Source organism: Streptomyces sp. NPDC048481, from assembly GCF_043200075.1.
In the GTDB taxonomy this organism is placed as follows: domain Bacteria; phylum Actinomycetota; class Actinomycetes; order Streptomycetales; family Streptomycetaceae; genus Streptomyces.
The window spans coordinates 1,285,804-1,312,344 of the sequence record NZ_JBICXC010000001.1; the positions used below are offsets into that span (position 1 = coordinate 1,285,804).

The window sequence follows — 26,541 nt, forward strand, 5'->3', positions numbered from 1 at the left end:
GTTCTCAGCCCTCCGAGGGGGCGAGGCGTTCCAGCTCCGCCTCGGTCGACTTGAGCAGGTCGTTCCAGGAGGCCTCGAACTTCTCGACGCCCTCGTCCTCCAGGAGCTGCACCACCTCGTCGTAGGAGATGCCGAGCTTCTCGACGGCGTCGATCTCCGCGCGGGCCTGCTCGTAGGTGCCGGCGACGGTGTTGCCGGTGATCGAGCCGTGGTCCTCGGTGGCGAAGAGGGTCGCCTCGGGCATGGTGTTCACCGTGTTCGGCGCCACCAGGTCGTCCACGTACAGGGTGTCCTTGTACGCGGGGTCCTTCACGCCGGTGGAGGCCCACAGCGGACGCTGCTTGTTGGCGCCCGCCTTCTCCAGCGCGGCCCAGCGCTCGCCGGCGAAGACCTCTTCGTACGCCTGGTAGGCGAGGCGGGCGTTGGCGAGACCGGCCTTGCCGCGGGCGGCCTTGGCCTCGTCGGTGCCGAGCGCGTCGAGCCGCTTGTCGATCTCGGTGTCCACCCGGGACACGAAGAAGGACGCCACGGAGTGGATCTTCGACAGGTCCAGGCCGCGCTCCTTGGCCTGCTCCAGGCCCGACAGGTACGCGTCCATGACCTGGCGGTAGCGCTCCAGCGAGAAGATCAGCGTGACGTTGACGCTGATGCCCAGGCCGATGACCTCGCTGATGGCCGGCAGGCCGCCCATCGTGGCCGGGATCTTGATCAGCGTGTTGGGGCGGTCGACCAGCCAGGCGAGCTGCTTGGCCTCGGCGACCGTCGGCTTGGTGTGGTGCGCCAGGCGCGGGTCGACCTCGATGGACACCCGGCCGTCCTGGCCGCCGGTCGCGTCGAAGACGGGGCGCAGGATGTCGGCGGCGTCACGGACGTCCGCCGTCGTGATCATGCGGATGGCCTCTTCGACCGTCACCTTGCGCGCGGCGAGGTCCGACAGCTGCTGGTCGTAGCCGTCGCCCTGCGAGATCGCCTTCTGGAAGATCGACGGGTTGGTGGTGACGCCCACGACGTGCTGCTGGTCGATCAGCTCGGCGAGGTTGCCGGACGTGATCCGCTTGCGCGACAGGTCGTCCAGCCAGATCGCGACGCCTTCTTCGGAGAGGCGCTTGAGTGCGTCTGTCATGGAATTACATCTCCTACGGTCGTGTGTGAGCGTCAGCGCTGGGCGGCGGCGAGGGATTCCCGGGCCTTCGCGGCCACGTTCTCGGCAGTGAAGCCGTACTTCTCGAAGAGGACCTTGCCGTCGGCGGAAGCACCGAAGTGCTCCAGGGAGACGATGCGGCCGGCGTCCCCGACGTAACGGTGCCAGGTCAGACCGATACCCGCCTCGACCGCGACGCGGGCCCTGACGGACGGGGGCAGGACGCTGTCCCGGTACCCCTGGTCCTGCTCCTCGAACCACTCCACGGACGGCATGGACACGACGCGCGTGGGCACGCCGTCCGCCTCCAGCGCCTCGCGCGCCTCGACGGCGACGTGCACCTCGGAGCCGGTCGCGAGGAGGATCACCTCGGGCGTCCCGGTGGAGGCCTCGAAGAGCACGTACCCGCCCTTGGCGGCGCCCTCGTTCGGCTCGTAGGTGGGCACGCCCTGGCGGGTGAGGACCAGGCCGTGCGGGGCGCCCTTGCCGAAGACCTTCGTCCAGCGCTTGAGGATCTCGCGCCAGGCGATCGCGGTCTCGTTGGCGTCGGCCGGGCGGACCACGTTCAGGCCGGGGATGGCGCGCAGCGAGGCGAGGTGCTCGACGGGCTGGTGGGTGGGGCCGTCCTCGCCGAGGCCGATGGAGTCGTGCGTCCACACGTAGGTGACCGGCACGTGCATGAGGGCGGACAGCCGGACGGCGTTGCGCATGTAGTCGGAGAACACGAGGAACGTGCCGCCGTAGATGCGGGTGTTGCCGTGCAGGGCGATGCCGTTCATCTCCGCGGCCATGGAGTGCTCGCGGATCCCGAAGTGCACGGTGCGGCCGTACGGGCTCGCCTCGGGCAGCGGGTTGCCCTCGGGCAGGAACGACGACGTCTTGTCGATCGTCGTGTTGTTGGAGCCGGCGAGGTCGGCGGAGCCGCCCCACAGCTCGGGGATGACCGCGCCGAGCGCCTGGAGCACCTTGCCGGACGCGGCGCGGGTGGCGACGCCCTTGCCGGGCTCGAAGACCGGGAGCTTCTCCTCCCAGCCGGCCGGCAGGTCGCCCGCGGCGACGCGGTCGTACTCGGCGGCGCGGTCGGGGTTGTTGTCGCGCCACTGCTGGAAGGACTTCTCCCACACGGCGCGCGCCGCCTGGCCGCGCTCCAGGGCGCCCCGGGTGTGCGCGATGACGTCGCCCGCGACGTCGAACGTCTTGTCCGGGTCGAAGCCCAGGACGCGCTTGGTGGCCGCGACCTCGTCGTCGCCGAGCGCCGAGCCGTGCGCGGCCTCGGTGTTCTGCGCGTTCGGCGCGGGCCAGGCGATGATCGAGCGCATCGCGATGAAGGACGGCCTGTCCGTCACCGCCTTCGCGGCCTCGATGGCGTCGTACAGGGCGTGCGGGTCGAGGTCGCCGTCCGGCTTCGGGGCGACGCGCTGCACGTGCCAGCCGTACGCCTCGTAGCGCTTGACGGTGTCCTCGGAGACGGCCGTCTCGGTGTCGCCCTCGATCGAGATGTGGTTGTCGTCCCACAGCAGGATCAGGTTGCCGAGCTTCTGGTGGCCGGCCATCGAGGACGCCTCCGCGGAGATGCCCTCCTGGAGGCAGCCGTCACCGGCGATCGCGTAGACGAAGTGGTCGAACGGCGACTCGCCCTGCGGGGCCTCCGGGTCGAACAGACCGCGCTCGTAGCGGGCGGCCATGGCCATGCCCACCGCGTTGGCGACCCCCTGGCCCAGCGGGCCGGTCGTCGTCTCCACGCCCGTGGTGTGGCCGTACTCCGGGTGCCCCGGGGTCTTCGAGCCCCAGGTGCGGAACGACTTCAGGTCGTCCAGCTCCAGGCCGAAGCCGGCCAGGTACAGCTGGGTGTAGAGCGTCAGGGACGAGTGTCCCGCGGACAGCACGAAGCGGTCCCGGCCGACCCAGTCGGCGTCCGCCGGGTCGTGCCGCATCACCTTCTGGAAAAGGGTGTACGCGGCAGGCGCGAGGCTCATCGCCGTACCGGGATGGCCGTTGCCGACCTTCTGTACGGCGTCGGCGGCCAGGACGCGGGCGGTGTCCACGGCCCGCTGGTCCAGCTCGGTCCACTCGAGGTCTGTGGTGGTCGGCTTGGTGCTCACCCTGGGTCAGGGCTCCTCTCCACATGTCACGCATGTCGAATGCCGGTGCACGCGGCGCCCACCGGACGTTGTCGAGCCTACCCCCGTGCGAACGCGCATTTTTTCGAGTCATTACAGACTGCCGGGTAGCTTCGCGATCCGCCTCCCGACCGGTGTGTTCCCTGTTCAGCAAGTGAATACGGAGCCGCTCGTACGAGTGCTCAACCGAGTGCCTCCCGGCTCTTCCGCGGGCGTCGTCCAACACGACCCCACCCCCGCGAATATCGGGGTATGGGCAACGTCTACAGTGGCGTGGTACGCGCGAGCCTTTACGGGGAGTTCACACCCGCGGGCTTGCTGGGAGTCTCTGTCAGGGGTGTGCGTGACGGCCGTTGAATCCCGTCCAGTAGGGATCGTCGGGGCGAGCCAGAGCCCGAGCCGGCGGCCGGCCGGGGCCCGGGTCAAGGCGTTCGTGGCGCTGACGAAGCCGCGGATCATCGAACTGCTGCTGATCACCACCGTCCCGGTGATGTTCCTGGCGCAGCAGGGCGTACCGGATCTCGGGCTCGTCCTTCTGACCTGCCTCGGCGGCTACCTGTCCGCGGGCGGCGCGAACGCCCTCAACATGTACATCGACCGCGACATCGACGCGCTGATGGACCGCACCTCGCAGCGCCCGCTGGTCACCGGCATGGTCAGCCCGCGTGAATGCCTCGCCTTCGGCATCACCCTCGCGGTGGGTTCGACCCTGCTGTTCGGGCTGACCGTCAACTGGCTGTCGGCCTGGCTCGCCCTCGGCGCGCTCCTCTTCTACGTCGTCGTCTACACGATGATCCTCAAGCGCCGCACCTCGCAGAACATCGTGTGGGGCGGCATCGCCGGCTGCATGCCGGTGCTGATCGGCTGGTCCTCGGTCACAAACTCCCTCTCCTGGGCCCCGGTCGTCCTCTTCCTGGTGATGTTCTTCTGGACGCCCCCGCACTACTGGCCGCTGTCGATGAAGGTCAAGGACGACTACGCGCGCGTGGGCGTGCCGATGCTGCCGGTCGTCGCCTCCAACAAGACCGTCGCCCGGCAGATCGTCCTCTACAGCTGGGTGATGGTCGGCGTCTCGCTGCTCCTTCAGCCGCTGGGCTACACCGGCTGGTTCTACACCGCGGTGGCCCTGGCGGCCGGCGGCTGGTGGCTGTGGGAGGCGCACGGACTGCAGAACCGGGCGAAGGCCGAGGTCACCGGCGGCAAGCTCAAGGAGATGCGGCTCTTCCACTGGTCCATCACCTATGTGTCGCTGCTGTTCGTGGCGGTCGCGGTGGACCCCTTCCTGCGCTGACGTCCCGTCTCGCGGCCCGACGGCCGGGGTGCGTGGCCAAGGCCACGCACCCCGGCCGTCGCCGTTCGATCTACCCGTCGGTAGCATCCTGGCCATGGCAGACACCAAGCAGGTTGACGAGGCGGCCGACGCCAGGCGGGCCGCCAGGGCCGAGCGCAGGGCGGCGCGGCTCGCCAAGCGGATCAGCGCGTTCTCCAAGGCGCACGGCGGGGCCGAGGGCCAGATCGCGTACATCGGCGAGCGCGGCGCCCGCATCGTGCTCGTCGGCGAGGACGGCGGCTGGGGCGACCTGGTGGCCCCCTCCGTCGCGGTGGCCGAACAGGCCGTGCACAAGGCCGGGATCACCGCCCACGAGTCCTTCGACGGCGAGTTCGCGGCCAAGGTGCGCACGGGCCCGTACGAGTGGACGCGGATGGCGGGCCTCCAGGTCGGCGGACCGAAGAACGGCTGATCCTCCCGCACGCCAACACCTGACGCCCGGTTCACCCGTTAGGACCCGTGGAAGCGACGCGGTCCATCTCCCGGGAGTCCGGATGCTCGAAACGCCGTCCTTGGTGGACCAGTACTGCCACGGCGTCCTGAGAACGGAGCTGGGCCTCGGCACCTTCGAGGCCCAGCTGGCCCGCACCGAGGGCCCGCCCGCGCCGGGCACGACGCTCTTCGACACGCAGACCGGCTTCGCGGTACGCCGCTGGTGCCCGCCGCTCCTCGGCCTGGAACCGCACGCCCCGCCCGCCCGTTATCTCGCCCGGCGTCGTGAACTCGGCGTACTGGAATCGGGCCGCCGGCTGCTGCGGGGCAGCGGCATCACCACCTACCTCGTCGACACCGGCCTGCCCGGGGACCTCACCGGGCCCGGCGAGCTGGCCGGCGCGGGAGCGGCCGAGGCCCGCGAGATCGTGCGGCTGGAGCTCCTCGCCGAGCAGGTCGCCGACACCTCCGGCACCGTCGAGTCGTTTCTCGCCAACCTCGCGGAGGCGGTCCACGCGGCGGCCGCGACCGCCGTGGCCTTCACCTCCGTCGCCGGCGTCCGGCACGGGCCGGCCCTCGCGCCCGAGCCGCCCGGCCCGGGGGAGGTGCGCGCTGCCGCGGGACGCTGGCTGGCCGCTCGCGGGGCCGGCGGCGAGCTGAGCGACCCGGTGCTGCTGCGGCACCTGCTGTGGATCGCCGTCGCCTCCGGGCTGCCCCTGCAGCTGCACGCCGGACTCGGGGCGCCCGGAGCGCGCATCGACCGCACCGACCCCGCCCTGCTCACCGACTTCGTCCGGGCGACCGCCGGGCTCGGCACCGACCTCGTCCTGCTGCACGGCTACCCCTACCACCGCCACGCCGCCCACCTCGCCGCAGTCTTCCCGCACGTCTACGCCGACTCCGGCGCGGCGCTCGTGCGCACCGGCGCCCGCGCGGCGACGGTCCTCGCGGAGATCCTGGAACTCGCCCCGTTCGGCAAGATCCTCTTCTCCAGCGGAGCCCACGGCCTGCCCGAGCTGCACGTGGTCGGGGCGATGCTGTTCCGCGAGGCCCTGGCCCGGGTGCTGGGGGCCTGGGTCGCGGAGGGCGCGTGGTCGCCGGGGGACGCGCAACGGGTCGCCCACCTGATCGCGGCGGGCAACGCCCACCGGGTGTACCGGCTGGGCTGAGCCGGGGAGAACCGGTCACCGCGTACGCGTGACGGGTGCGGGCGCGGCCGTGCCCGCGGGGCCCGCGCGCGGGGATCAGGCGCGGGTGCCGACCGTGGCCTCCGCCGACGGGCCCGGCAGGCCGACCGTCGTGGCGGACCGTTCGCGCAGCGCCAGCGGCACCCGCAGGACCGCGATCCACACGAGGCACGATCCGAGCATGTGCAGGCCCACGAGGATCTCCGGCAGGTCGGTGAAGTACTGGACGTAGCCGATGACGCCCTGGGAGAGCAGCACCAGGAACAGGTCCCGGGTGCGGTCCAGCGGGCTCTTCGGCGCGTCGACCGCCTTGAGGATGAACCACAGGGCGAACGTCAGCGTCACCACGATCCAGGCGAGGACGGCGTGCAGCTTGGCCACCGTCTCCCAGTCCAGCGGCATCCGGGCGACCTCGCTGGAGTCGCCGGCGTGCGGGCCCGCGCCGGTGACCACCGTGCCGACGGCGATCAGCAGCCCCGCGGCGAGGACCAGGAACCAGACCAGCTGCCGCACGGGCCGGCCGACCAGCGCCCGGGGCTCCCGGTCGCCCTCCGAGGACCGCTGCCACATCACCGTGGCGACCGCGATCAACGCCGAGGCGGCCAGGAAGTGCGCCGCGACCGTGTAGGGGTTCAGGCCGACGAGCACGACGATCCCGCCGAGCACGGCGTTGCTCATCACCAGCCAGAACTGCGCCCAGCCCAGCCGGGTCAGGCTCCTGCGGTACGGCTTCTGCGAGCGCGCGGCGATGATCGCCCAGCCGACGGCCGCGCACAGCACGTACGTCAGCATGCGGTTGCCGAACTCGACGGCGCCGTGGAAGCCCATCGCGCTCGTCGCGGTGAGCGAGTCGTCGGTGCACTTGGGCCAGGTCGGGCAGCCCAGTCCGGAACCCGTCAGGCGGACCGCGCCGCCGGTGACCACGATGACCACCGACATCACGAGCGCGAACAGGGCCGCGCGCCGGACCGTCCGGGGGGCCGGGGTCCAGCGTGCGGCGATGAAGGAGAGGGGGTTGCGCACGGCGGCTACGGCGTCGGCACGGGTCACGTTCAGCACGCTCCCATCGTAAGCGGGCCGCTTGTGCACGCTTTCACGAGGGTCCCCCGGGGCGGGCCCGCGTCACTCCCAGCGGAAGAACCGGCCGGCCGCCGCGAGCCCGGCGACCGCCCAGGCCGCGAGGATCCCCAGGTCGCCCCAGGGCATGCCGGCGCCGTGCTGGAGCACGTCGCGCAGCCCGTCGGAGAGCGCCGTGACCGGCAGCAGGGCGAGGACGTCCTGCGCGGCGGGCGGGAACTTGTCGAGCGGCACGATCACCCCGCCGCCCACGAGCAGCAGCAGGAAGACCAGGTTGGCCGCGGCGAGCGTCGCCTCGGCCTTGAGGGTGCCCGCCATCAGCAGACCGAGGCCGGAGAAGGCCGCCGTGCCGAGGACCAGCAGCAGCACGACGACCGCGGGGTTGCCGTGCGGGTCCCAGCCCAGCGCGAAGGCGATCGCCGTCAGCAGGATCACCTGGAGAACCTCCGTGACCAGCACCGACAGCGTCTTCGCCGTCATCAGCCCCCAGCGCGGCAGAGGAGAGGAGGCCAGGCGCTTGAGGACGCCGTAGCGCCGCTCGAAGCCGGTCGCGATGGCCTGCCCCGTGAAGGCCGTCGACATCACGGCGAGCGCGAGGATGCCGGGGGTGAGGAAGTCCACCGCCTCGCCGGCGCCCGTGTCCACGATGTCCACTCCGCTGAACAGGACCAGCAGCAGGGCCGGGATCACCACGGTGAGCAGCAGCTGCTCGCCGTTGCGCAGGAGCATCCTGGTCTCCAGCGCGGCCTGGGCCCCGATCATGCGGGGCAGGGGGGCGGCTCCGGGCTTCGGCGTGTAGGTGCCGGTGGCGGTCACGAGCGCAGCTCCTTGCCGGTCAGTTCGAGGAAGACGTCCTCCAGGGTGTGCCGTTCGACCGAGATCCGCTCCGGCATCACCCCGTGCTGCGCGCACCACGAGGTGACCGTGGCGAGCAGTTGCGGATCGACCTTGCCCATGACGCGGTAGGAGCCCGGGGTCAGCTCGGCGGCGGAGCTGTCGGCGGGCAGCGCCTTGAGCAGCGAGCCGACGTCGAGGCCGGGACGGCCGGCGAAGCGCAGGGTGTTCTCGGCGCCGCCCCGGCACAGCTGCTCGGGGGAGCCCTGGGCGATGACCCCGCCCGCGTCGATGATCGCGACGTCGTCGGCGAGCTGTTCGGCCTCGTCCATGTAGTGCGTGGTGAGGATGACCGACACGCCGTCCGCGCGCAGGTCGCGCACCAGGTCCCAGGCGGCGCGGCGGGCCTGCGGGTCGAGTCCGGCCGTCGGTTCGTCCAGGAACACCAGCTCCGGCCGGCCGACGACGGCCATCGCGAGCGCGAGGCGCTGCTGCTGGCCGCCGGAGAGCCGGCGGTAGGCCGTGCGGCCGCAGGAGCCGAGCCCGAGGCGTTCGACGAGCGCGTCGACGTCCAGCGGATGCGCGTGCAGCCGGGCCATGTGCCGCAGCATCTCGTCGGCCCGCGCCCCGGAGTACACACCGCCCGACTGCAGCATCACGCCGATGCGGGGGCGCAGGTCGGCGGCCTGCCGGACCGGGTCGAGACCGAGGACGCGGACCGTGCCGGAGTCCGGTCTGCGGTACCCCTCGCAGGTCTCGATCGTGGTCGTCTTGCCGGCGCCGTTGGGCCCGAGGACGGCGGTGACGCCCGCCCCGGCCGTCAGGTCGAGGCCGTTCACCGCGGTCTTCGCCCCGTACCGCTTCACCAGGGCCTGGACCCGGACGACAGGCTCGCTTCGCATGACCCCAGAGTCTAGGTTCGCGGGCCACGGCCCGGACCGCGGGGTGTGCGAACCGGCCGCCCGCGGGTGACGGACCCGGCGGGCGCGGTCAGAACCCGTCCTCGCGGGGCCGGTGCACCGGCAGCCACCGCTCGGCGTAGGCCACCGCGTCGGCGACCGGGAACAGCCGGGCGTCGGCGGCCCCGACCCTGCCGCGCAGGACGGTCCGGTCGCGTTCGAAGTCGTGGCCCAGCTCGTCGAAGCGGTCGGAGGCGACGGACACCTCGGTCACCTCCTCCCAGCCGTGCGGGCCGGGCCGCCCCACCCGCACCGGGGGTGCGGCAACGCGGTACTCGGCGAGGTGGAAGGCGGTGCATGCGTCGTAACCCGCGCCGAGCAGCAGCACCCGGGCGGCCCGCTCCTCCAGCCGGGCGAGCGGGCTGTGCTCGCCCAGCCGGCAGTCCGGCGCGTGCCCGGCCGTGATCTCGGCCGCCCGCGCCCCGAGCGCGGCGAACGAGGTCTGCGGATGGGCGCTGCGCCGGGCGCCGGGCCAGGTGCGGACCGTCTCCGGGATCACCCCGACGCCCAGGGAGGGGGTGAGGAGCGGGTCGTAGGCGGGCATGGTCGCCCGGATGGTCTCCCACCACCGCTCGGGCACCGGCGGGTCGCGCCACACCGCCGGGTCGGACAGGTCCGCGGTGTGCGTGGGGACCACGAGCGTGCCGTGCGGGCCGAGCGTGTCCAGCAGGGCCCGCACGACCGTGACGGCACCCCCGCACACCCAGCCGAGCGAGCGCAGCGAGGAGTGCACGAGCAGGATGTCTCCGGTTGCGACGCCGAGGGCGCCCAGCTCCGCCGCGAGGGAGTCACGCGTGACGAGTGGGCCGGTGGGAGGGGGTGTGGGCATGGTGTCGCAGTGTCCCCGAACGGTGTCGCGGGGGCCAGCGGTTTGTTCGCCCGACCGCTCCGCCCGGTGCGGCGGTGAACCGTTTCCCCAGGTCAGATTAGGTTCACCTAAGTGACGCAGGGCACCGCCCCTCCCGCCGGACCGCGCTTGCCTGTCTCCGAGGAATTACGCAACAATGGCGTTGTGAAAAACGTCGGCGAGGTTCGGGAGACCCCCACGGGGACCCCCCAGGAGGAGCTCGCGACCCGGGAGCGGTCCACCCGCAACCGCGTCGCGCGATCCATCCTGGACCACGGGCCGTCGACCGTCACCGAGCTGGCCGGACGGCTGGGACTGACCCCCGCCGCCGTCCGCCGCCACCTCGACGCCCTGGTCGCCGACGACGTCGTGCAGCCCCGCGAGCAGCGGGTCTACGGCGCGCGCACGCGCGGGCGCCCCGCCAAGGTCTTCGCGCTCACCGACTGCGGCCGCGACGCCTTCGACCAGTCCTACGACAAGCTCGCCGCGGACGCCCTGCGCTTCATCCAGGAGCGGTTCGGCGGGGACGAGGCGGTCGTCGCCTTCGCGCGCGCGAGGATCGCCGCGCAGGCCGACGCCTATCGCGAGGCCGTCGAGGCCGCCGCCCCCGAGGAGCGCACCGAAGCGCTGGCCAAGGCCCTGAGCGCGGACGGGTACGCTGCTACGGCGCGCAGCGCACCGGTCGGCGAGCAGCTGTGCCAGCACCACTGCCCCGTCGCCCATGTCGCGGAGAAGTTCCCGCAGCTCTGCGAAGCGGAGACCGAGTTCTTCTCCCAGCTGCTCGGAACGCACGTCCAGCGGCTGGCGACCATCGCGCACGGCGACGGCGTCTGCACGACGTTCATCCCCAGAGTTTCCACAGGCACCCACAACGCATCCGCAAGCACGGCCGGGAGGAACCCCGCATGACTCTCCCCACGGAGACTGCCCACCCCGAACTCGAGGGCCTGGGTAAGTACGAATACGGCTGGGCCGACTCCGACACTGCCGGCGCCTCTGCGAAGCGCGGCATCAACGAGGACGTCGTCCGGGACATCTCCGAGAAGAAGTCCGAGCCGGAGTGGATGACGAAGCTCCGCCTCAAGGGCCTGCGGCTGTTCGAGAAGAAGCCCATGCCGAACTGGGGCTCGGACCTGTCGGGCATCGACTTCGACAACATCAAGTACTTCGTGCGCTCCACCGAGAAGCAGGCGGAGTCCTGGGAGGACCTGCCCGAGGACATCAAGAACACGTACGACAAGCTCGGCATCCCCGAGGCGGAGAAGCAGCGCCTCGTGGCCGGTGTCGCGGCCCAGTACGAGTCCGAGGTCGTCTACCACCAGATCCGCGAGGACCTGGAGGAGCAGGGCGTCATCTTCCTCGACACCGACACCGCGCTCAAGGAGCACCCGGAGCTCTTCAAGGAGTACTTCGGCACGGTCATCCCGGTCGGCGACAACAAGTTCGCGTCGCTGAACACCGCGGTGTGGTCCGGCGGCTCCTTCATCTACGTGCCGAAGGGCGTGCACGTCGAGATCCCGCTCCAGGCCTACTTCCGCATCAACACGGAGAACATGGGCCAGTTCGAGCGGACCCTGATCATCGTCGACGAGGGCGCCTACGTGCACTACGTCGAGGGCTGCACGGCGCCGATCTACAAGTCGGACTCGCTGCACAGCGCCGTGGTCGAGATCATCGTCAAGAAGAACGCCCGCTGTCGTTACACGACCATCCAGAACTGGTCGAACAACGTCTACAACCTGGTCACCAAGCGCGCCGTGGCGTACGAGGGCGCGACCATGGAGTGGATCGACGGCAACATCGGCTCCAAGGTGACGATGAAGTACCCGGCCGTCTACCTGATGGGCGAGCACGCCAAGGGCGAGACCCTGTCCATCGCCTTCGCGGGCGAGGGCCAGCACCAGGACGCCGGCTCCAAGATGGTCCACATGGCGCCGAACACGTCGTCCAACATCGTCTCGAAGTCCGTGGCGCGCGGCGGCGGCCGCACCTCCTACCGCGGTCTCGTCGAGATCGGCGAGGGCGCGCACGGCTCGAAGTCCAACGTGCTGTGCGACGCGCTGCTGGTCGACACCATCTCCCGCTCCGACACGTACCCCTACGTGGACGTCCGCGAGGACGACGTGTCCATGGGCCACGAGGCGACCGTCTCCAAGGTCTCCGAGGACCAGCTCTTCTACCTGATGAGCCGTGGCCTCAGCGAGTTCGAGGCGATGGCGATGATCGTGCGCGGCTTCGTCGAGCCCATCGCGAAGGAGCTGCCGATGGAGTACGCCCTGGAACTCAACCGGCTGATCGAGCTGCAGATGGAAGGCGCGGTCGGCTAGGCCCCGCCCCCGTCCCGCCCCTGACAGCAGCGCAGCAGTTTTCTGACGTAGGAAGAGAGCAGACCGACAGCCATGGCTGAGGCTACGAATATCCCGGTGGGCAGCACCACCGCCGGCCAGATCGCGGTGGCCGCCGAGTCGACCGTCGCGACGCGCATGAGCGCGCCCCCGTCCTTCGACGTCGCGGACTTCCCGGTCCCGCACGGCCGCGAGGAGGAGTGGCGGTTCACGCCGCTGGAGCGGCTGCGCGGCCTGCACGACGGCACCGCCGTCGCCGCCGGCGAGGGCGTCAAGGTCGCCGTCGAGGCCCCCGAGGGCGTCGTCGTCGAACTCGTCGACCGCGACGACGCGCGCCTCGGCAGGGCCGGCGTCCCGGTGGACCGCGTCGCCGCCCAGGCGTACTCCGCGTTCGAGAAGGCCGGCGTGATCACCGTCCCCAAGGAGACGGTGCTCACCGAGCCGATCCGCATCACGGTGCACGGCGAGGGCGGGGTCTCCTACGGCCACCAGGTCGTCGAGCTGGGCGCCTTCGCCGAGGCCGTCGTCGTCTTCGACCACACCGGTGACGCCGTGCTCGCCGCCAACGTCGACTACGTCCTCGGCGACGGCGCGAAGCTGACCGTCGTCTCCGTCCAGGACTGGGACGACAAGGCCGTGCACGTGGCCCAGCACAACGCCCTCGTCGGCCGCGACGCGACCTTCAAGTCGGTCGTGGTGACCTTCGGCGGCGACCTCGTCCGCCTGCACCCGCGCGTGGCGTACGCCGGCCCCGGCGCCGAGGCCGAGCTGTTCGGTCTGTACTTCACGGACGCCGGTCAGCACCAGGAGCACCGCCTGCTGGTCGACCACAACGTCCCGCACTGCAAGTCCAACGTCGTCTACAAGGGCGCCCTCCAGGGCGAGGCCGCGCACGCCGTCTGGATCGGCGACGTGCTCATCGAGGCCAAGGCCGAGGGCACCGACACCTACGAGATGAACCGCAACCTCGTCCTCACCGACGGCGCGCGGGTCGACTCGGTGCCGAACCTGGAGATCGAGACCGGCGAGATCGTGGGCGCCGGCCACGCCTCCGCCACCGGCCGCTTCGACGACGAGCAGCTCTTCTACCTGATGGCCCGCGGCATCCCCGCCGACGAGGCCCGTCGCCTGGTGGTGCGCGGGTTCTTCGCCGAACTGGTCCAGCAGATCGGCGTCGACGACATCGAGGAGCGCCTCCTCGCCCGGATCGAGACCGAGCTGAAGGCCACCGTCTGATGGCCGACGACCCCGCCCGCTTCGTCCGGGCCTGCGCACTGAGCGAGCTGGAGGAGGACACCCCGAAGCGGGTGGAACTCGACGGCACGCCGGTCTCCGTCGTCCGCACCGCGGGCGAGGTGTTCGCCGTCAACGACATCTGCTCGCACGCGAACGTCTCGCTCTCGGAGGGCGAGGTGGAGGACTGCCAGATCGAGTGCTGGCTGCACGGCTCCTCCTTCGACCTGCGCACCGGCAAGCCGTCCGGCCTTCCCGCGACGCGCCCCGTCCCCGTATACCCCGTAAAGATCGAAGGGGACGACGTGCTCGTCTCCCTTTCCCAGGAGTCCTGAGGCACCCATGGCAACGCTTGAAATCCGAGACCTGCACGTCACCGTCGAGGCCGACAACGCCACGAAGGAGATCCTCAAGGGCGTCGACCTCACCGTGAAGCAGGGCGAGACGCACGCCATCATGGGCCCCAACGGCTCCGGCAAGTCGACGCTCGCCTACTCGCTCGCGGGTCACCCGAAGTACACCGTCACCGGCGGCACCGTCACCCTCGACGGCGAGGACGTCCTGGAGATGTCCGTCGACGAGCGCGCCCGCGCCGGCCTGTTCCTCGCGATGCAGTACCCGGTCGAGGTCCCCGGCGTCTCCGTGTCGAACTTCCTGCGCACCTCCGCCACCGCCGTGCGCGGCGAGGCCCCCAAGCTGCGCACCTGGGTGAAGGAGGTCAAGGAGGCCATGGAGCGCCTCAACATGGACACCTCCTTCGCCGAGCGCAACGTCAACGAGGGCTTCTCCGGCGGCGAGAAGAAGCGCCACGAGATCCTCCAGCTGGAGCTGCTGCGGCCGAAGGTCGCCATCCTCGACGAGACCGACTCCGGCCTCGACGTGGACGCGCTGCGCATCGTCTCCGAGGGCGTCAACCGCGTCCGCGAGACCGGCGAGGTCGGCACCCTGCTGATCACGCACTACACGCGCATCCTGCGCTACATCAAGCCCGACTTCGTCCACGTCTTCTCGGGCGGCCGCATCGTCGAGTCCGGCGGCGCCGAGCTCGCCGACAAGCTGGAGAACGAGGGCTACGAGGTCTACACGAAGGGTGGCGTATCCGCGTGACGCAGCTGCCGGGCCTCCTCGACACCGAGGCGATCCGCAAGGACTTCCCCATCCTGGACCGCCAGGTCCACGACGGCAAGAAGCTCGTGTACCTGGACAACGCGGCGACGTCGCAGAAGCCGCGCCAGGTGCTGGACGCCCTCAACGAGTACTACGAGCGCTACAACGCCAACGTCCACCGCGGTGTGCATGTGCTCGCCGAGGAGGCCACGGCGCTGTACGAGGGCGCGCGCGACAAGGTCGCCGCGTTCGTCAACGCGCCCAGCCGCGACGAGGTGATCTTCACCAAGAACGCCTCCGAGTCGCTCAACCTCGTGGCCAACATGCTCGGCTGGGCCGACGAGCCCTACCGGGTCGACCACGAGACCGAGATCGTCATCACGGAGATGGAGCACCACTCCAACATCGTGCCGTGGCAGCTGCTGGCGCAGCGCACCGGCGCGAAGCTGAAGTGGTTCGGCCTCACCGACGACGGCCGGCTGGACCTGTCGAACATCGACGAGATCATCACGGAGAAGACGAAGATCGTCTCCTTCGTGCTGGTGTCGAACATCCTCGGCACCCTGAACCCGGTCGAGGCGATAGTGCGCCGCGCGCAGGAGGTCGGTGCGCTCGTGTGCATCGACGCCTCCCAGGCCGCGCCGCACATGCCGCTGGACGTGCAGGCGCTCCAGGCCGACTTCGTGGCCTTCACCGGCCACAAGATGTGCGGCCCGACCGGCATCGGCGTCCTGTGGGGCCGCCAGGAGCTGCTCGAGGACCTGCCGCCGTTCCTCGGCGGCGGCGAGATGATCGAGACCGTGTCGATGCACTCCTCGACCTACGCCCCCGCCCCGCACAAGTTCGAGGCGGGCACCCCGCCGATCGCCCAGGCCGTGGGCCTCGGCGCGGCGATCGACTACCTGTCCTCGATCGGCATGGACAAGATCCTCGCCCACGAGCACGCGCTCACCGAGTACGCGGTGAAGAAGCTCGGCGAGGTCCCCGACCTGCGCATCATCGGCCCGACCACGGCCGAGGACCGGGGCGCGGCGATCTCCTTCACGCTCGGCGACATCCATCCGCACGACGTCGGCCAGGTGCTCGACGAGGAGGGCATCGCGGTCCGGGTGGGCCACCACTGCGCCCGCCCCGTCTGCCTGCGCTACGGAATTCCCGCGACCACACGAGCGTCGTTCTATCTGTACTCCACGCCGGCCGAGATCGACGCTCTGGTCGACGGTCTGGAGCACGTACGGAACTTCTTCGGCTGAGGGGTTGGCGAGCGAGCGGATGAAGCTGGACTCGATGTACCAGGAAGTCATCCTGGACCACTACAAGCACCCGCACGGGCGTGGTCTGCGCGATGGCGACGCCGAGGTGCACCACGTCAATCCGACGTGCGGCGACGAGATCACCCTGCGGGTGAAGTACGACGGCACGACGATCGAGGACGTCAGTTACGAGGGCCAGGGCTGTTCCATCAGCCAGGCCAGCGCCTCCGTCCTGAACGACCTGCTGGTCGGCAAGGACCTGACGGACGCGCAGAAGATCCAGGAGACCTTCCTGGAGCTGATGCAGTCCAAGGGGAAGATCGAGCCCGACGACGCGATGGAGGAGGTGCTGGAGGACGCGGTCGCGTTCGCCGGCGTCTCCAAGTACCCGGCCCGGGTCAAGTGCGCCCTCCTCAGCTGGATGGCGTGGAAGGACGCGACGGCCCAGGCCCTGGGCGGAGCCGAAGCCGAAAGGAACACGGCATGAGCGAGACCCTTGAGATGAAGCCCGCCTCGGAGGAGGAAGTCCGCGAGGCGCTGTACGACGTCGTCGACCCCGAGCTGGGCATCGACGTGGTCAACCTCGGCCTGATCTACGGCATCCACATCGACGACGCGAACATCGCGACGATCGACATGACCCTGACGTCGGCGGCGTGTCCGCTCACGGACGTCATCGAGGACCAGGCCAAGTCCGCCACGGACGGCCTGGTCAACGAACTGCGCATCAACTGGGTCTGGATGCCGCCGTGGGGCCCGGACAAGATCACGGACGACGGCCGCGAGCAGCTGCGCGCGCTCGGCTTCAACGTCTGACGACCCGACAGAAGTGGCCCCCCGGCAATCGGCCGGGGGGCCACTTCTGTTCAGGGAGTTCTACGGAGCGCCGTCCCTCGCCGGACGGACCGCGCGCCGGCGGACGCGCGCGGTGCCGTCGGCCGCCCTCAGCCCAGCCCGCCGACCAGTCGGAACATGAAGTCCTGGCGGCCGGTCGTGTTGTAGCCGTACGGATCCAGGCGCAGCCCGAAGTCCGCGTGCCGCAGCATGCGGTCGGGGTAGTTCACCGAACGGAACATCACCGTGTCGCCGTACGAGGACGCCACGCAGAAGGTGGCGTCCTGTGCGAACAGGCCCGAACCGTCGTTGCCCTCGGCGCGCAGGACGAAGTTGCGGTGACGCAGGTAGGCGCCGCCGGCCGTCCTGAACGACAGGCACGAGCTGTCGGCCAGTCCGGCGACCACGTCGAAGGTGGAGTCGGCGCGCGACTCCGGGCCGCGCGGCGCGTCGAGCCGCACCAGACCCTGGCTCACATGCCAGTAGCGGTCCGGGTAGTTGACCGCCTGCACGGACCGGCCGACGGCGGCCTGCCCCGGGCCGGACGGCTTCTTCGTCGGCTTCGGCGCGGGTGCGGTCGACGCGCCCGGCGACGAACTGCCCTGCGCACCGGGCGAGGACGACGCCGACGGGGACGCCGACGGCGAGGCGGACGGGGACCCGCTCGCGTGGCGCGCGGGCGTCGCCGAGGCGCCCGCGGAGGGCGTGGCGAACGAGATCAGGCCGCCGCCCTCCGTCTTGTCGTCCGCCAGCGTCCGCCCCTGCCGGGCGCCTGACGTCTCGTCAGCAGGCCTGTCGTTCAGGGCGATGGCGGTCACACAGGCCACGATGGTGGCCACGGCGAGGCCGCCGGCCAACCACAGGCGTCGTGTTCCGGGGGCCCGGGAACTGTCCGGGGCCCAGCCGTTCTCCCAGGGTTCTTCCTGGGGCGGCCGGGACTTGTTCATTGGCATGCGCTGGTCCTCCAGGGGCGCCCATGACCGCGGCCGCGGCTGCGACTGCGAAGGCCCGGTGTGTGAACGGTGAAACAGTAGTGGAACGGGAGGCTCGCGTTCATCCGTTTGAGCGAGCGCTTTCCATAACGCTTTCGACTCCGACGGCGATGTGTACAGGCGTACGCATCGCTGTGTACGCTCGTACACATGGGATACCTGACGCTCGCCGGCGCCATCGCCGCCGAGGTGGCCGCGACCACGGTCATGAAGTACAGCGACGGCTTCAGCAGGTTCTGGCCCTCGCTGCTGACGGTCGTCGGCTACGTCGTCTCCTTCTTCCTCCTGGCCCAGACCCTGAAGACCGTCGGCATCGGCATCGCGTACGCCATCTGGGCCGGCACCGGCACCGCCGCCATCGCCCTCCTCGGACTCACCCTGTTCGGCGAGTCCCTGACCCTCACCAAGGCCGCCGGCCTCCTGCTGATCATCGCGGGCGTCGTCGTGCTGAACCTCGGAGGTGCGCACTGATGCCCCGTCGTCACGACCCCGAACGCCGCCGGCGGATCATCGACGCGGCGATCCGCGTCGTCGGCGCCAAAGGCCTGGCCGGACTGAGCCACCGCACGGTCGCCGCCGAGGCGGACGTGCCGCTGGGCTCCACCACCTACCACTTCGCCACGCTCGACGAGTTGATGACCGCGGCCCTGCGCCAGGCCGGCGAGGGCTTCGCCAAGGCGGTCGCCGCGCGCGGCCGGCTGGCCGGCGCCGGCGCCGACCTCCCCGCCGAACTGGCCGGACTCCTCGGCGAATGGCTCGCCGGCGACCGCACCGGCGTGGAACTGGAGTACGAGCTGTACCTGGCCGCCCTGCGCCGCCCGGCCCTGCGCCCCGTCGCCGCCGAATGGGCCGACGACACGGCCGCCCTGCTCGCCCGCCACACCGATCCCCTCACCGCCCGCGCCCTGGTGGCGCTGATGGACGGCATCTGCCTCCAGGTCCTGCTGACGGGCGTGCCCTACGACGAGGAGTACGCCAGGCAAGCGCTCTCCCGCCTCATGCCCGACCCGGACCGCTGACCCGCACCGGCCCGCCTCCACGCCTTCTGTGGGTCCAGGGCCGCTGACCCGCGCCCCGTCGGCGCGGACCGTGGGACCGCCACCTGAGACACCGCTGCGCGGGTTGGCCTCCGCGGGCCCGCGCCGGTTAGGTTGCCCTCATGACCGACACGACTGCTCCTCGCACCACCGGCGCCGTGGCCGGCGGCCTCGCCACCATCGCCGCCGACGGCACCGTTCTCGACACCTGGTTCCCCGCCCCCGAGCTGGTCGCGGAGCCCGGCCCCTCCGGCACCGAGCGGCTGTCCGCCGAGCGGGCCGTGGAACTGCTCGGCGCGGGCGCGGCCAAGGCGATCGGCCCGGACGCCCGCCGTGGCGTCGAGGTCGTCGCGGTCCGCACGGTCATCGCCTCGCTGGACGACAAGCCCCTCGACGCGCACGACGTCTACCTGCGCCTGCACCTCCTCTCCCACCGGCTGGTCAAGCCGCACGGGCAGAGCCTGGACGGCATGTTCGGCCACCTCGCCAACGTGGCGTGGACCTCGCTCGGACCGGTCGCCGTGGACGACGTCGAGAAGGTCCGGCTCAACGCCCGTGCCGAGGGCCTGCACCTCCAGGTCACCTCCATCGACAAGTTCCCCCGCATGACGGACTACGTCGCCCCCAAGGGCGTCCGCATCGCCGACGCCGACCGGGTCCGCCTCGGCGCGCACCTCGCCGAGGGCACCACGGTCATGCACGAGGGCTTCGTCAACTTCAACGCCGGCACCCTCGGCACCTCCATGGTCGAGGGCCGCATCTCCGCGGGCGTCGTCGTCGGCGACGGCTCGGACATCGGCGGCGGCGCCTCCACGATGGGCACGCTGTCCGGCGGCGGCAGCGTCATCATCTCCATCGGCGAGCGCTGCCTCGTCGGCGCGGAGGCGGGCGTCGGCATCGCCCTCGGCGACGAGTGCGTCGTCGAGGCCGGCCTGTACGTCACCGCGGGCACCCGCATCACCATGCCCGACGGCCAGATCGTCAAGGCCCGCGAACTCTCCGGCGCCTCCAACATCCTGTTCCGCCGCAACTCGGTCACCGGCGCCGTCGAGGCCCGCCCGAACAACGCGGTCTGGGGCGGCCTGAACGAGATCCTGCACAGCCATAACTGATCACGGCCGGCCGCGACCTGCGGCCGCCCCGGCCGGCCACCGGTCGGCCGGACATGAGGGTGTCCGACCGGCCCGCGGCCGACGGCAGATCGGTTCGTTCACGGGGTCGTCAGGACGACCAGTCGCTGGGTGGCTCGGGTCATCGCCACGTAGTGGTCGACCGCTCCCTGGACGCCCTCGCCGAACTTCTGCGGGTCGACGAGGACGACGAGGTCGAACTCGAGGCCCTTCGACAGTTCGGGGGTGAGGGAGCGGACCCGGGGGGTGGCGCGGAACGTGGGGTCGCCGATGACGCAGGCGATCCCGTCCGCGTGCTCGGCGAGCCAGGCGTCGAGGACCGAGTGCAGCTCCGTGACGGATCCGTGGACGACCGGGGCGCCGCCGCTGCGGATCGAGGTCGGCACATTGGCGTCCGGGAGCACCGCCCGGATGACCGGCTCGGCCTCCGCCATGATCTCCTGCGGCGTGCGGTAGTTGATGGTCAGCGAGGCCAGGCCGATCCGGTCGAACCCGATGCGGGCCAGCCGCTCCTGCCACGACTCGGTGAAGCCGTGCCGGGCCTGGGCGCGGTCGCCGACGATGGTGAAACTGCGGGAGGGGCAGCGCAGCAGCAGCATCTGCCACTCCGCGTCGGTCAGTTCCTGCGCCTCGTCGACGACGATGTGCGCGAACGGGCCGGCCAGCAGGTCCGGGTCGGCGACCGGCAGTTCGGCGTCGTCGACCAGGCTGACCTTGGCGTCCTCGCCGCGCAGCATGGTCACCAGGCCCTCGCCGTCGTCACCGTCGGCCCCCGAGTCGGCCACGGCCCGGATCAGGTTGTCCACGACGAGGTCCATGCGCTCGCGCTGGGCAGCGAGGACGGCCTTGTGCCGCCGGGCGCGCAGGGCCGCCTCCGGGTCGCCGACGCGGTGGCGCGCCGCGTCCAGGAGCGGCAGATCGGACACCGTCCAGGCGTGCGCCCGGGCCTGCGCACGTTGCAGCAGGTTCACCTCGTCCGGCTTCAGCCAGGGCGCGCACATCCTCAGGTAGGCGGGCACCGTCCACAGATCGCCGACGACGTCGGCCGCTTCGAGCAGCGGCCACGCCCGGTTGAACGCCGCCGCCAGCTCCCGGTTCTGCAGCAGCGACTTGCGCAGCAGCGCGGGCGGGGCGTCGCCGTCGTGCTTGTCGGTGAGGAGGGTGAGCAGTTCCTCCCAGACGTGCTCGCGCGCCTCGTTGTGCGGCGTGCCCGGATCCGCCGCGTCGAAAGCCACGGCCCAGTCGTCCGCCGTCAGGGCGATGTCGGACCAGTGGGTGGTGACCGTCATCCCCGTGGCGGGGGGCTCCTCGTAGAACGCGACGGCCTTCTCGATCGCGCGCACCAGCCGCGCGGACGACTTCAGCCGGGCCGCCTCCGGGTCGGCCTCGGGCCGCGCCTGCGCGCCCTCGGCGACGAGGTCGCGCAGCGTGCACGTCTGCACCCCCTCCTCGCCGAGGCTGGGCAGCACGTCGGCGACGTAGGCCAGATAGGGCCGGTGCGGGCCGACGAACAGCACGCCTCCCCGGCGGTGGCCGAGACGGGGGTCGGAGTACAGGAGGTAGGCGGAACGGTGCAGCGCGACGACGGTCTTGCCGGTGCCCGGTCCGCCGTCGACGACCAGGGCGCCGCGGGAGCCCGCCCGGATGACGGCGTCCTGGTCGGCCTGGATGGTGCCGAGGACGTCGCGCATCCGGGCCGAGCGGTTGCCGCCCAGGCTGGCGATGAACGCGGACTGGTCGTCGAGCGCCGCCGCGTGCCCGGCGAACCCTTCCGCCGCGAACACCTCGTCCCAGTAGTCGCTGATCCGGCCGCGGGTCCAGCGGTACCGGCGGCGGCTGGCCAGGCCCATCGGGTTGGCGTGGGTCGCCCCGAAGAACGGCTCGGCCGCGGGGGAGCGCCAGTCGAGCAGCAGCCGGCGCCCCGTGCTGTCGGTGAGTCCGAGGCGTCCGACGTACACGGGCTCGCCGTCGTCGGCGCCGACCATGTGCCCGAGGCAGAGGTCGAGCCCGAAGCGGCGCAGTGCGCGCAGCCGGGCGGTGAGCCGGTGGATCTCCGTGTCGCGGTCCATCGCCCCGCGGCCCAGTCCGCCGGGCGCCCGGCGCTCGGCGTCGAGGCGCTCGGACACCTCGGCGATCGACTGTTCGAGGCACTCCGCGAGCGCCGCGAAGTGCCGCTCGTCGCCGGCGATCAGCTTCGGGTCGGCCTTGTGGGCCAGCCGCTCGGGAAGGTCGAAGGCCCCGGTGGTCAGGGGGGTCACGTCATCAGCTCCGATATGAGATCGCTTGCGACCGCGGTCGGTCCGTGCCGTCCGGGTACGTCCATTCTCGCGGCTCGTGAGCGTTCGGGTTCTCGGCCGCGGGCGAAGGGGTCCGGACACCGGGCGGCGGACACCGGACGCGGCCGCTCGGCCCGTCCGCCGTGCACCGGCCCGGGCCGAGGATTCTCCGCCACGACGGGGGCCTTGCGGCAAGCCCCCCCGTGCGCTATACGTTGTAAGTGGCAGGGAGGCGCGACCTCCTTGCCTTTGTCGTTCCCCCTTCCGGGATCCGGTCCCCGCATCCCCTCCCGGCCCCGTTTCGACCGGCCCTCACCGGCCCTCCGCCCGCGACCGCCCGGTTCCGGCCCCGCCCGATGTGTGGACGGCCCCCCCCCGCGTGCGCCCGGTCAGGCGACCAGGCGTTCGTAGGCGGCGCGCAGCTCGCCGACCGTTTCGCGGGGCGCGGGGTGCAGCGGCGCCCGGAGCGGACCGGAGGGGAGGCCGAGGTCGGTCAGGAGGGCCTTGGCGGTGACCGCGCCGGGCAGGTCCGACGCCATCATCGCCGCCACCAGCTCGGTGACCTCCCGTTGCAGCCGGGCGGCCGCGGCGGTGTCCCCGGCGTCGAAGGCGTCCAGGACGGCTCGCATCCGGTCCGGGACCACGTTGGCCACCGTGCTGACGTACCCGGCCCCGCCGACCGCGTACAGGGCGAGGTTGTGCTCGTCGCAGCCCGCGTAGTACGCCAGGTCGGTGCGCGCGAGCACCCTCTGCGTGCCGAGGAAGTCGTAGGAGCAGTCCTTCACCGCGACGATCCGGGGATGCTCGGCGAGCCTGAGCAGGGTGTCCGGCTCGATCCGGGTGCCGGTGCGGGCGGGGATGTCGTACAGCATGACCGGCAGGGCGGACGCGTCCGCGACCGCACGGAAGTGGGCCTCGACGGCCGCCTGCGGGGGCCTGCTGTAGTACGGGGTGACCACGAGCACGCCGTCGGCCCCCGCCTTCTCGGCGGCCCGCGCGAGGCCGACGGTGTGGCGGGTGTCGGAGGTGCCGATCCCCGTCACGATCGACGCCCGGTTGCCGACCACCTCCCGCACCGCCGCCGCCAGCTCCGCCTTCTCGGCGTCCGACGTGGTCGGCGACTCACCGGTGGTGCCCGAGAGCACCAGTCCGTCGCAGCCCGCGGACACCAGCCGGTCGGCCAGCCGCTGTGCGCCGTCGCGGTCGAGCGCGCCGGAGGGGGTGAAGGGCGTGACCATCGCGCACAGGGTCCGGCCGAAAGGCGCGGTGCGGGCCGGTGCGGGGATCGGGGCGGGCGTCGGGGCGGCGGAGGAGGCTGTCGTCATGGGAGCAGTCTGGGCGGACCGACTGTGAAGCTCTACTTAATTCTTCTACGAGATACGGGTAAGGGATGCTGCGACGTCCGGTGCTCGCTTAGTGAGCGGCGGCAGGGGTACCCGAAGGGCTCCGGGAACCGAGAGGAGGCGGAGCCCCGTGACCGGCACCACGGACTTCCGGCCCGTCCAGGACGGGCATCGCACGGTCGGCGAACTCGTCGGCCAGGCCACCGAACAGCTCTCCCTGCTGGTACGGCAGGAACTCACCCTGGCGAAGACGGAGTTGGCCGAGAAGGGGCGGCGCGCCGGTCGCGGCGGCGGGCTGCTCGGGGCCGCGGGCGCGTTCGGCTACGCCGGTCTGCTCGCCCTCGCGGGCACGGCCGTGGCCGCTCTCTCGCTGGTGCTGCCCGTCTGGGCGGCGGCGCTCGTGGTGACGGCGGTGCTGTTCGTGATCGCCGCCGTACTGGGCCTGGCGGGCCGTGCCCAGTTGCGCCGGGCGACGCCGCCGACGCCCGAGGAGGCCCTCGGCAGCATGAAGGCCGACGTCGAGGAGATCAAGGAAAGGGCCCACCGATGACGGACAAGGCGGCGGCGGCGGACCTGCGTCGGCAGATCGAGCAGACGAGGCACCAACTGGGGCAGACCGTCGAGGAGTTGGCGGCCAAGGCCGATGTGCGCGGACGCGCCCGCGCCCGTGCCGCCGACCTCAGGGACCGTGCGGGCGCGATGAGCGTGCAGTTGCGCAGTTCGGCCGCCGAGGCGGGACGGCACATGCACGAACGAGCGAACCGCGCCGGTCACGCCGTCCAGGAGCGGGCGGTGCGCACCCGCCACGACCTGCACGACAAGGCGTCCGGGGCCGCGCGCACCGCTGACGGCTCCGCCCCCGGCGTGCTGCGCGCGCCCGTGGACTTCGTGCGGCGCCATCCGTGGCCGACCGCGCTCGCCGGGGCCGCGGTGGTGGCCGCCGTGCTGGCCGGGACGCAGGGCACGGGCAAGACGCCGGGCGGAAGCCGGGCGAGGCGCCGCGGGTGCTGACAGCGGCCTGCCAGGACCGGCCGAACCGATGACGACGGTTCGGCCGGTCCTGACAGGGCGGACGGTCACGGCTCGAAGCGCAGCACCTGCGGGTCGTGGTCGCTGACCTGGTCGTGGAACTCCGAGTTGATGTGCACGCTGTCGTAGCTGAGGTCGCAGCCGCGCCGGATCGACGGGCTCACCAGGATCTGGTCCAGGACCTGCTGGTTGCCCTGGTAGTCGTAGGTGTAACGCTCGCTCTCGGGCAGCGACTTGATCGCCGACCACAGCTCGCCGCGGCCCTCCAGGATCTGCGCGGTGCCGGAGAACTCGAAGTCGTTGATGTCGCCGAGCGCGATGACGTCCGCGTTCTTCTGGACGTCCAGGATGCTCTTGACGAACGCGTTGACCAGCGTCGCCTGGGCGTGGCGCTGGACCTCCGAGCTGCGCGCCACCGGCTGGTACTGCGAGGTCAGGCCCTGGTCGCCGCCCTTGGAGTTGAGGTGGTTGGCGATGACGAAGACCGTGCGGCCGCGGAAGACGAACTCGCCCGCGAGCGGCTTGCGGCTGGACTTCCACGCGTCGTCGCCGGGGGCGACGCGGCCGGGGGAGGCCGTCAGCTGCGCCTTGCCGTGCACCTTGGAGACGCCCACCGCGGTGGTGGAGTCGCCGCCCGGGCGGTCGGTGAAGGACACCCGCTGCGGGTTGAAGAGGAACACCTGGCGGATGTTGCCGCCCGGCTCGCCGCCGTCCTGGTCGTTGACCGGGTCGATGGCGCGCCAGTCGTACGCCGGGCCGCCGGCCGCGACGATCGCGTCGATCAGCCGGGTCACCGTCGCGCCGGCGGTGACCGTGCCGTCGTCCTTGGCGCCGTTGTCGTCCTGGATCTCCTCCAGGGACACGATGTCGGGGGACTTCAGGTTGTTCACGATCGCGGAGGCGTGCCGCTCGAACGTGGTGTCCGAGGGGTCGAGGTTCTCGACGTTGTAGGTGGCGACCGCCAGTTCGCCCCGCTTCTGCTTCCGCGTCGTCTCCCGCTCCAGGCCGCCGCTCTTCAGCGTGCCGAGCTGCCCGGCGACGAGGGTGTAACCGCCGAACTGGTTGTAGTCCAGGGGGCCTTCGGTGACGCCGGCGAGGGTGTCGCCGACGTTCGCGACGGGGAAGTCGGCGGTCGCGCCCAGCGACTGGATCTGCAGCCGGCCGGTGTTCTGCGACGTGTAGGAGCCGTAGAGGGCGCCCCCGCGGCGGGTAGCGTTCTCGCGCGGCTTCACCGTGACCCACAGCTCGCTGTAGGGGTCGGTGGCGGTCACCACACGGGCGTCGGCGACCTGGACATTCATGCCTTCGAGGGACTCGTAGTAGTCCAGGGCGTACCGGCCGGGGCGCAGGGTCAGGCCGTTGACGGAGCCCGCGGCGGCGGGGTCGCCGTCCGGGGTGTACGCGGCCGGGACCGACCGCGCGTTCACCACGGTCGCGGCCGGGACCGCGTTGCCGCCGGAGACGACCGTCACCGTCGGCTTGGTGATCTCCGTGACCGACTGGTTGCCGCCGGCCGCGCCGCCGGGCACGAACTCCGAGACCGTGCCGGTGACCGTGACGGAGTCGCCGACGGCGACCTTCGGGGCGGAGCTGGTGAAGACGAACACGCCCTCACTGGTGGCGGGGTCGGCGTCCGGGTTCGGATCCTGGATCCAGAACCCCTTGGACGAACCGTAGGTGCGCACGCCGGTGACGATTCCGGCCACACCCGTGACCGCCTTGCCGGCGTAGGGCGATATCCGGGTCGTGCCCTGGATGTCGTGAATGGCCACCGTGTCCGCCTGCGCGGGTGCGCCGAGGGCGACGGTGGAGGCCGCGGAACAGACGGCGGCGACGGTGAGCGCGGCGAGACGCGCGGACTTCTTGCTCGGCAACGGAATCCCTCCGGGGACGTACGTGAGCGCCGGGACGAGGGTGGAGCACGGAACGAGGGGGCCGCGGCCCGCGGAACGGGTGCGCGACGCGCGTAGAAAATACAGTGAACAGCTGTCCAGTGGATTTCTACGCGCGTCAATCTCCTGCCTGCTCCGGCCAC

The 26,541-nt window shown here is 71.5% G+C and carries 26 protein-coding genes; 16 read left to right on the forward strand and 10 right to left on the reverse strand.

Features of this window, described 5'->3' with window-relative positions; all coding sequences use genetic code 11:
* Positions 1-4 precede the first annotated feature (4 nt).
* Positions 5-1,123 (reverse strand): transaldolase, encoded by a 1,119-nt coding sequence (gene tal, locus ACGFSH_RS05475; RefSeq protein ID WP_393345180.1) that lies wholly within the window; start codon positions 1,121-1,123, stop codon positions 5-7.
* Between the two features lie 32 nt (positions 1,124-1,155).
* Complete coding sequence (gene tkt, locus ACGFSH_RS05480; RefSeq protein ID WP_393345182.1) at positions 1,156-3,243, reverse strand: transketolase; 2,088 nt, start codon at positions 3,241-3,243, stop codon at positions 1,156-1,158.
* Positions 3,244-3,598: 355 nt separating this feature from the next.
* On the opposite strand from tkt, the gene ACGFSH_RS05485 reads away from it, so the two are divergent.
* The 3 genes from ACGFSH_RS05485 to ACGFSH_RS05495 all read left to right on the forward strand — a co-directional run bounded on the left by ACGFSH_RS05485 (position 3,599) and on the right by ACGFSH_RS05495 (position 6,192).
* Positions 3,599-4,552: a heme o synthase gene (locus ACGFSH_RS05485; RefSeq protein ID WP_393345184.1), complete on the forward strand. Its 954-nt coding sequence runs from the start codon at positions 3,599-3,601 to the stop codon at positions 4,550-4,552.
* 94 nt (positions 4,553-4,646) lie between these two features.
* The gene (locus ACGFSH_RS05490; protein ID WP_393345186.1) at positions 4,647-5,003 is read left to right on the forward strand and encodes a hypothetical protein; all 357 of its coding nucleotides are present in this window, start codon (positions 4,647-4,649) and stop codon (positions 5,001-5,003) included.
* An 82-nt stretch (positions 5,004-5,085) separates the two neighbouring features.
* Positions 5,086-6,192: an amidohydrolase family protein gene (locus tag ACGFSH_RS05495; protein ID WP_393345188.1), complete on the forward strand. Its 1,107-nt coding sequence runs from the start codon at positions 5,086-5,088 to the stop codon at positions 6,190-6,192.
* Positions 6,193-6,267: 75 nt separating this feature from the next.
* Here ACGFSH_RS05495 and ACGFSH_RS05500 read toward each other — a convergent pair whose 3' ends face one another.
* From ACGFSH_RS05500 to ACGFSH_RS05515, 4 genes are all read right to left on the reverse strand, one after another.
* A complete protein-coding gene (locus ACGFSH_RS05500) occupies positions 6,268-7,260 on the reverse strand; it encodes a heme A synthase (protein ID WP_393345498.1) in 993 nt (330 codons plus the stop codon).
* Between the two features lie 72 nt (positions 7,261-7,332).
* The gene (locus ACGFSH_RS05505; protein ID WP_393345500.1) at positions 7,333-8,049 is read right to left on the reverse strand and encodes an ABC transporter permease; all 717 of its coding nucleotides are present in this window, start codon (positions 8,047-8,049) and stop codon (positions 7,333-7,335) included.
* A gap of 50 nt (positions 8,050-8,099) precedes the next feature.
* On the reverse strand, positions 8,100-9,023 hold the full coding sequence (locus ACGFSH_RS05510) for an ABC transporter ATP-binding protein (RefSeq protein ID WP_393345190.1): 924 nt from the start codon (positions 9,021-9,023) through the stop codon (positions 8,100-8,102).
* An 88-nt stretch (positions 9,024-9,111) separates the two neighbouring features.
* Positions 9,112-9,909 (reverse strand): aminoglycoside N(3)-acetyltransferase, encoded by a 798-nt coding sequence (locus ACGFSH_RS05515; protein WP_393345191.1) that lies wholly within the window; start codon positions 9,907-9,909, stop codon positions 9,112-9,114.
* Between the two features lie 183 nt (positions 9,910-10,092).
* On the opposite strand from ACGFSH_RS05515, the gene ACGFSH_RS05520 reads away from it, so the two are divergent.
* From ACGFSH_RS05520 to ACGFSH_RS05555, 8 genes are all read left to right on the forward strand, one after another.
* Complete coding sequence (locus tag ACGFSH_RS05520; protein ID WP_393345193.1) at positions 10,093-10,836, forward strand: helix-turn-helix transcriptional regulator; 744 nt, start codon at positions 10,093-10,095, stop codon at positions 10,834-10,836.
* On the forward strand, positions 10,833-12,254 hold the full coding sequence (gene sufB, locus ACGFSH_RS05525; protein ID WP_393345195.1) for a Fe-S cluster assembly protein SufB: 1,422 nt from the start codon (positions 10,833-10,835) through the stop codon (positions 12,252-12,254). Before ACGFSH_RS05520 ends, sufB begins: the two co-directional genes overlap by 4 nt.
* Positions 12,255-12,326: 72 nt before the next feature.
* Positions 12,327-13,508, forward strand: coding sequence for a Fe-S cluster assembly protein SufD (sufD, locus tag ACGFSH_RS05530; protein ID WP_393345197.1), 1,182 nt, complete (start codon positions 12,327-12,329; stop codon positions 13,506-13,508).
* Positions 13,508-13,840: a non-heme iron oxygenase ferredoxin subunit gene (locus ACGFSH_RS05535; protein WP_393345199.1), complete on the forward strand. Its 333-nt coding sequence runs from the start codon at positions 13,508-13,510 to the stop codon at positions 13,838-13,840. Before sufD ends, ACGFSH_RS05535 begins: the two co-directional genes overlap by 1 nt.
* A gap of 7 nt (positions 13,841-13,847) precedes the next feature.
* A complete protein-coding gene (gene sufC / locus ACGFSH_RS05540; protein WP_069771125.1) occupies positions 13,848-14,612 on the forward strand; it encodes a Fe-S cluster assembly ATPase SufC in 765 nt (254 codons plus the stop codon).
* Positions 14,609-15,865, forward strand: a complete 1,257-nt coding sequence (locus ACGFSH_RS05545; protein ID WP_393345201.1) for a cysteine desulfurase — start codon at positions 14,609-14,611, stop codon at positions 15,863-15,865. Before sufC ends, ACGFSH_RS05545 begins: the two co-directional genes overlap by 4 nt.
* A gap of 19 nt (positions 15,866-15,884) precedes the next feature.
* On the forward strand, positions 15,885-16,352 hold the full coding sequence (gene sufU / locus ACGFSH_RS05550) for a Fe-S cluster assembly sulfur transfer protein SufU (RefSeq protein ID WP_393345502.1): 468 nt from the start codon (positions 15,885-15,887) through the stop codon (positions 16,350-16,352).
* A complete protein-coding gene (locus ACGFSH_RS05555) occupies positions 16,349-16,681 on the forward strand; it encodes a metal-sulfur cluster assembly factor (protein ID WP_020130530.1) in 333 nt (110 codons plus the stop codon). Before sufU ends, ACGFSH_RS05555 begins: the two co-directional genes overlap by 4 nt.
* Positions 16,682-16,809: 128 nt before the next feature.
* Here ACGFSH_RS05555 and ACGFSH_RS05560 read toward each other — a convergent pair whose 3' ends face one another.
* Positions 16,810-17,652, reverse strand: coding sequence for an AbfB domain-containing protein (locus tag ACGFSH_RS05560; RefSeq protein ID WP_393345204.1), 843 nt, complete (start codon positions 17,650-17,652; stop codon positions 16,810-16,812).
* A gap of 189 nt (positions 17,653-17,841) precedes the next feature.
* On the opposite strand from ACGFSH_RS05560, the gene ACGFSH_RS05565 reads away from it, so the two are divergent.
* From ACGFSH_RS05565 to dapD, 3 genes are all read left to right on the forward strand, one after another.
* Entirely contained in the window at positions 17,842-18,162 is a 321-nt protein-coding gene (locus tag ACGFSH_RS05565) for a DMT family transporter (protein ID WP_393345206.1), read from the forward strand.
* Positions 18,162-18,710, forward strand: coding sequence for a TetR/AcrR family transcriptional regulator (locus ACGFSH_RS05570; protein WP_393345207.1), 549 nt, complete (start codon positions 18,162-18,164; stop codon positions 18,708-18,710). Before ACGFSH_RS05565 ends, ACGFSH_RS05570 begins: the two co-directional genes overlap by 1 nt.
* Positions 18,711-18,850: 140 nt before the next feature.
* Complete coding sequence (dapD, locus tag ACGFSH_RS05575; RefSeq protein WP_393345209.1) at positions 18,851-19,840, forward strand: 2,3,4,5-tetrahydropyridine-2,6-dicarboxylate N-succinyltransferase; 990 nt, start codon at positions 18,851-18,853, stop codon at positions 19,838-19,840.
* Between the two features lie 98 nt (positions 19,841-19,938).
* Here dapD and helR read toward each other — a convergent pair whose 3' ends face one another.
* On the reverse strand, positions 19,939-22,116 hold the full coding sequence (helR, locus tag ACGFSH_RS05580) for an RNA polymerase recycling motor ATPase HelR (protein WP_393345211.1): 2,178 nt from the start codon (positions 22,114-22,116) through the stop codon (positions 19,939-19,941).
* Positions 22,117-22,523: 407 nt separating this feature from the next.
* On the reverse strand, positions 22,524-23,459 hold the full coding sequence (dapA, locus tag ACGFSH_RS05585; protein ID WP_393345213.1) for a 4-hydroxy-tetrahydrodipicolinate synthase: 936 nt from the start codon (positions 23,457-23,459) through the stop codon (positions 22,524-22,526).
* Positions 23,460-23,607: 148 nt separating this feature from the next.
* Here dapA and ACGFSH_RS05590 point away from each other — a divergent pair, with 148 nt between their 5' ends.
* Positions 23,608-24,027 carry a phage holin family protein gene (locus ACGFSH_RS05590; RefSeq protein ID WP_393345215.1) on the forward strand — a complete coding sequence of 140 codons (420 nt, stop codon included), beginning with the start codon at positions 23,608-23,610 and terminating at the stop codon, positions 24,025-24,027.
* Positions 24,024-24,488, forward strand: a complete 465-nt coding sequence (locus tag ACGFSH_RS05595; RefSeq protein ID WP_393345217.1) for a DUF3618 domain-containing protein — start codon at positions 24,024-24,026, stop codon at positions 24,486-24,488. Before ACGFSH_RS05590 ends, ACGFSH_RS05595 begins: the two co-directional genes overlap by 4 nt.
* 65 nt (positions 24,489-24,553) lie before the next feature.
* Here the strand turns inward: ACGFSH_RS05595 and ACGFSH_RS05600 are convergent, their stop codons facing one another.
* On the reverse strand, positions 24,554-26,380 hold the full coding sequence (locus ACGFSH_RS05600) for an endonuclease/exonuclease/phosphatase family protein (protein ID WP_393345219.1): 1,827 nt from the start codon (positions 26,378-26,380) through the stop codon (positions 24,554-24,556).
* Between the last annotated feature and the right edge of the window lie 161 nt (positions 26,381-26,541).

What these genes read in the sequence shown, in the direction of transcription:
- tal (WP_393345180.1), bottom strand. Translation starts at nt 1,123, where the DNA reads ATGACAGACGCACTCAAGCGCCTCTCCGAAGAAGGCGTCGCGATCTGG.
- ACGFSH_RS05490 (WP_393345186.1), top strand. Translation starts at nt 4,647, where the DNA reads ATGGCAGACACCAAGCAGGTTGACGAGGCGGCCGACGCCAGGCGGGCC.
- ACGFSH_RS05495 (WP_393345188.1), top strand. Translation starts at nt 5,086, where the DNA reads ATGCTCGAAACGCCGTCCTTGGTGGACCAGTACTGCCACGGCGTCCTG.
- ACGFSH_RS05505 (WP_393345500.1), bottom strand. Translation starts at nt 8,049, where the DNA reads ATGATCGGGGCCCAGGCCGCGCTGGAGACCAGGATGCTCCTGCGCAAC.
- ACGFSH_RS05510 (WP_393345190.1), bottom strand. Translation starts at nt 9,023, where the DNA reads ATGCGAAGCGAGCCTGTCGTCCGGGTCCAGGCCCTGGTGAAGCGGTAC.
- ACGFSH_RS05515 (WP_393345191.1), bottom strand. Translation starts at nt 9,909, where the DNA reads ATGCCCACACCCCCTCCCACCGGCCCACTCGTCACGCGTGACTCCCTC.
- sufB (WP_393345195.1), top strand. Translation starts at nt 10,833, where the DNA reads ATGACTCTCCCCACGGAGACTGCCCACCCCGAACTCGAGGGCCTGGGT.
- sufD (WP_393345197.1), top strand. Translation starts at nt 12,327, where the DNA reads ATGGCTGAGGCTACGAATATCCCGGTGGGCAGCACCACCGCCGGCCAG.
- ACGFSH_RS05535 (WP_393345199.1), top strand. Translation starts at nt 13,508, where the DNA reads ATGGCCGACGACCCCGCCCGCTTCGTCCGGGCCTGCGCACTGAGCGAG.
- sufC (WP_069771125.1), top strand. Translation starts at nt 13,848, where the DNA reads ATGGCAACGCTTGAAATCCGAGACCTGCACGTCACCGTCGAGGCCGAC.
- sufU (WP_393345502.1), top strand. Translation starts at nt 15,885, where the DNA reads ATGAAGCTGGACTCGATGTACCAGGAAGTCATCCTGGACCACTACAAG.
- ACGFSH_RS05555 (WP_020130530.1), top strand. Translation starts at nt 16,349, where the DNA reads ATGAGCGAGACCCTTGAGATGAAGCCCGCCTCGGAGGAGGAAGTCCGC.
- ACGFSH_RS05560 (WP_393345204.1), bottom strand. Translation starts at nt 17,652, where the DNA reads ATGCCAATGAACAAGTCCCGGCCGCCCCAGGAAGAACCCTGGGAGAAC.
- ACGFSH_RS05565 (WP_393345206.1), top strand. Translation starts at nt 17,842, where the DNA reads ATGGGATACCTGACGCTCGCCGGCGCCATCGCCGCCGAGGTGGCCGCG.
- ACGFSH_RS05570 (WP_393345207.1), top strand. Translation starts at nt 18,162, where the DNA reads ATGCCCCGTCGTCACGACCCCGAACGCCGCCGGCGGATCATCGACGCG.
- dapD (WP_393345209.1), top strand. Translation starts at nt 18,851, where the DNA reads ATGACCGACACGACTGCTCCTCGCACCACCGGCGCCGTGGCCGGCGGC.
- dapA (WP_393345213.1), bottom strand. Translation starts at nt 23,459, where the DNA reads ATGACGACAGCCTCCTCCGCCGCCCCGACGCCCGCCCCGATCCCCGCA.
- ACGFSH_RS05595 (WP_393345217.1), top strand. Translation starts at nt 24,024, where the DNA reads ATGACGGACAAGGCGGCGGCGGCGGACCTGCGTCGGCAGATCGAGCAG.